The 4,255-nt window shown below is 52.9% G+C and carries 4 protein-coding genes; all 4 read left to right on the top strand.

The annotated features are described in order from the left end of the window. Positions 1–697 precede the first annotated feature (697 nt). The 4 genes from RIC19_RS04000 (at position 698) to RIC19_RS03985 (ending at position 3,654) form a co-directional block, all read left to right on the top strand. On the top strand, positions 698–1,393 hold the full coding sequence (locus tag RIC19_RS04000) for a DUF6962 family protein (protein ID WP_350177000.1): 696 nt from the start codon (positions 698–700) through the stop codon (positions 1,391–1,393). Between the two features lie 151 nt (positions 1,394–1,544). After that, entirely contained in the window at positions 1,545–1,853 is a 309-nt protein-coding gene (locus RIC19_RS03995) for a hypothetical protein (protein ID WP_350176999.1), read from the top strand. Continuing rightward, complete coding sequence (locus RIC19_RS03990; protein WP_350176998.1) at positions 1,854–2,840, top strand: NAD-dependent epimerase/dehydratase family protein; 987 nt, start codon at positions 1,854–1,856, stop codon at positions 2,838–2,840. A gap of 16 nt (positions 2,841–2,856) precedes the next feature. Further along, positions 2,857–3,654 carry an SDR family oxidoreductase gene (locus RIC19_RS03985; RefSeq protein ID WP_350176997.1) on the top strand — a complete coding sequence of 266 codons (798 nt, stop codon included), beginning with the start codon at positions 2,857–2,859 and terminating at the stop codon, positions 3,652–3,654. The last annotated feature ends 601 nt before the right edge of the window (positions 3,655–4,255 follow it).

Raw genomic sequence — 4,255 nt, 5'->3', positions numbered from 1 at the left:
TAGCTTTTTCCGGGCGCGGTGTATCTTGCTGCGTTAGAAATCTTAGCGTTTCTATCTTACTCGCTTGTGCGGCTGGTTCCTATTCGCTTGTGCGTTCGCTTACGGCAGCAACCTACAAGGCGCGTTTTCTGCGCTTAGCGTGTTGCTTCCTCTTAATCCGTTGGCGTTTTGCTCATTTGCCGTGCTGGTAGTGGAAAAAACTGCGCATTGCCGCAAGAAGGAGGCAGATCACCCCGGATGCACGGTGCTGGCTGCAAAGGCTGGGGCGGCAACTGCAATGACTGCCACACCCACCGGCACCGCTCGCCCCCCTAAACCCTAAACTTTACACTCTAAACTTTAACCTTCCAAGACCAACCAACCAGCACCGCTCGCCCCTTTAACCTTTACACTTTAACCTTTATACTTCCAAGCCCCCCCACAATACCATAAAACCACAACACCCACCACCTACCATAGCTGTTAACGAAGGCAGGTCCATCCAGGAAAAGAACACGTGAGATTTGCACACAAGACCAAACGACCGGCACCGCTCGCCCCTTTAACCTTTATACTTTAACCTTTATACTTCCAAGCCCCCCACCATAGCCAAAGGAGAGATAAAACCCACCGCCCACCATCAACCAAAGAATATTTTCCCTAGATTGGCCCTTATTTTCATGGTAGTGGAAACCACTTTGAATAAAACCAATCCAAAATGGGCGACTCTCCTCCCATAGAATTATTGGGCATACAGATACTCGAGCCGGTCACCTCCCTGACGGACTTCGTTACGGCAGCCGTATGTTTTTACGCATTCTACCGATTGAGCCAGCTCCGCCAATCCGGGCGGATGTACCAGCTCTTCCGCTCTTACTTTTTACTGACAGGCATTGCAATGACCTGCGCCGCATTGATTGGGCATGCCTTCCTTTACCTCTTTAGCTTCGAGTGGAAAATCGTGGGCTGGGCCTTCAGCGCAACCGGGATCCTGATGATCGAATGGGCCACCTTGTTGTTTGTACGTTCGGAAATTACGGACCGGGCCTACCAATGGTTATCAGTGGGCACTTTGGCCAAATACCTGATGTTCTGGATCCTGACGCTTGCCACCCAGCGCTTTCTCGTCACCCAAATCAATGCAGCCGTTGGCCTCGTTGGGGTCGTGCTCACCCTGCAGGCTTATCACTACCGGAAAACGAACCACCCCGGGAGCCGCGCCCTGACGCTTGCCATCCTCTTTTCTTTTCTGCCTGCGATCACCTACAATACTCAACTGAGCTTGCATGTCTACTTCAACCACCACGATATCAGCCACCTGCTAATGGCTTCCTGCATGTATTTGATGTACCGGGGAGCCGAAAAAGCGCTTAACCCCGATTTCGCACCACCTTTACCGGGGCAAACAGCCTGAACCATAAACATGCCGCTTGGCATGAATCCTCAAAAAAAACTTATTTTTACACGGTATCTACAAATGAAGTGGATTGGAATAATTTCATTTTTCATGACTGCAAGCGTCTGAGGATTTGGCCTCTTTATCCCCTTGCAATTACCCCGTGCTCATGAAACCCCAGTCATCTTTAGTAATTATCAAAGATGGAAAAATTAGGATATATCGCTTTGCTCATCCCCCTACTGCTGCTGATGGTGGCGGTGGAGTGACGATCGCCTACCGGCAAAACAAAGATTACTACAACCTCTCTGATGTAATCGTCAATCTCTGTTGCGGCCTTTTAGAACGGCTGTTTGACTTCTTCTGGATTATCGTCTCCTTTTTCATTTTCACCTTTGTGCACGATCATTTTACGGAAAAACCAACCGCTAAAACCATCCATAAAAACAGGAACAACAGCCGCTTAAACCAAATGTAAATGAGAGTATTAGTCACCGGAGCAGACGGGATGCTGGGCAGCAACATCGTCCGGGTGTTACTGGAACAGGGCTATCAGGTCTGTGCGTTGCTACTACCCAATAACGCTGCCCCCACGCTGAAAGGCCTGCCGATCGAAAAACGGTTCGGCAATATTTTAGATGCCGGGGTAATCCGGTCGGTGGTAGCGGGCTGCGAGGCCGTTATCCATGCAGCAGCACTAACGGATGTCTGGCCCAACCGTAGCCCATTAGTCCGCAAAGTCAATCTCGATGGCACCTGCAATATAATCGAAGCGGCCCTGTACCATCGGGTACAACGTTTCATTTATATTGGCTCCGGCAGCTCTTTCGCGCCCGGCTCCCGGCATGCACCGGGCGATGAAAACAGCCCCTTCAACGGGAATCAATACGGCCTTGACTATATCGACTCCAAATACCTGGCACAGCGGGCCGTGCTGCGGGCTGTACAGGAACGGTCCCTGCCCGCGCTGGTGTTAGCCCCCACTTTTATGCTCGGCCCCTACGATTCAAAACCCGGAGCCGGCAAAATGATTTTGGCGATCCGCAGCGGAAAACTGCCTTTTTACACCCCCGGTGGCCGGAATTTTGTGCATGTACGGGATGTGGCTGTAGCCGCTGTTAATGCATTGACCAAAGGCCGTATTGGCGAATGCTACCTGGCGGGCAACACCAACCTGACCTACCCGGAAGCTTTCGCAATGATTGCAGAAGTCACTGGTACCGCTGCGCCCCGGATTAAAGCCCCGGCTACGCTGGTCAAGTTTGCGGGCCTGCTTGGCTCTGCCCACGCGAAGCTGACCAACAAACCGCCGGTACTCAGCTATGCCATGGCCCGCATTGGCTGCAACCTGCAGTGCTTCAACTGCGAAAAAGCCGTCCGCGAGCTGGAGATGCCCCAAACGCCGATCCGGAAAGCGATCAGGGAGTCTTTTGCCTGGCTCAGGGCCAATGGTTATACTCATTAGAATTATCAACAGACGAATGGAAGACCAAAACAAAAAAGTCGCCCTAATTACCGGTTCCAGTATGGGCATCGGCCTCAGTTTGGCACGCCTAATGGCACAGCAGGGCGTGAGGGTAGTCCTGAATGCCCGCAATGCCGGCCGCCTGCAGCACACCCTGCAACGGTTCCGGGACGCCGGGCACGAAGCCACAGCAATCGCCGGCGACGTTTCCAAAGAAGCCGACTGTCAGGCCATAGTGGAGCAGGCCATTGCCCGGTTTGGGCGGCTCGACATCCTGGTCAACAATGCCGGCATCTCCGCCGAGGGCACCCTAGCTGAGCTCAGCCCGGAGGTCCTCCGCAAAGTAATGGAGGTCAACTATTTCGGCAGCGTCTTTATGACACAGGCAGCCCTCCCCCACCTCCGGCAGCAGCGTGGGAGTGTCTTGTTCATTTCCAGTGCCGCTGCCATTCGGGGCATTCCCGGGCACGCCGCCTATTCCGCTTCCAAAATGGCCCTGACCGCACTGGCGGAATCCCTGAAGATCGAATTGCACCGCGATCAGGTGCATGTCGGGATCGCCTACGTCGGTTTCACCGAAAATGACCCCCAAAAGGTCATTTATGACCGTGACGGCCGCATCATCCCGCAACCCGACCGGAGCTTCATCAAACAGGAGCCGGTGGAGCAGGTGGCTAAACGCTTGTACCGCATTATCGAAAACCGGACGTTCAAGTCCGTTTTTACGCCTTTGGGCAAGCTCAATGCGTTGATGAATAGGTTGGCTCCTGCGGTGGGGGAGGTGATTTTGCGGCGCAATTTTTTTAAATCGTGATTTCAAGGTTAAAGTAAAAAGGGTAAGGGCTGACGACTTTGCTTTTAGCTGGGTCGCCCGAGGGAGGTTGGGGTTGAGATTAAGGTTGAGGTTAAGGTTGAGGTTAAGGCTGAGGTTAAGGTTGAGGTTGAGGTTGAGGTTGAGGTTGAGCGCGAGCAGGGGCGACAACTCTACCGGCAGCGAGCTGCCTTCGCTCCCAGGCTGGCCGTACCCTAGCTGTACACGCGCCACTGAAAAGACAGCTCGCTGTCTCCCTCCCGGGTGACCTAGCCTGGCCCCCTAATCCTTTCCTGGGCAACATAACTTTCTTAAAATTGGATTCGTAAGTTATCTCACTTCAGTTTCTTCTTACTTTTGGCGCTCCAAAAGTAACAAAAGAGCATCTCCCTCCAAGTGCGGCGAAACTACCCTCAAAGCCTTTTAATACGGGGCGTTCGTGCTCTCTCTTAATGTCGGGGTTTAGCTTTTTCCGGGCGCGGTGTATCTTGCTGCGTTAGAAATCTTAGCGTTTCTATCTTACTCGCTTGTGCGGCTGGTTCCTATTCGCTTGTGCGTTCGCTTACGGCAGCAACCTACAAGGCGCGTTTTCTGCGCTTAGCGT

It is taken from the genome of Phaeodactylibacter sp. (genome assembly GCF_040219495.1).
GTDB lineage: Bacteria > Bacteroidota > Bacteroidia > Chitinophagales > Saprospiraceae > Phaeodactylibacter.
Note: the sequence above shows the minus strand (reverse complement) of the source record. Positions and strands in the feature narration are given on the sequence as shown.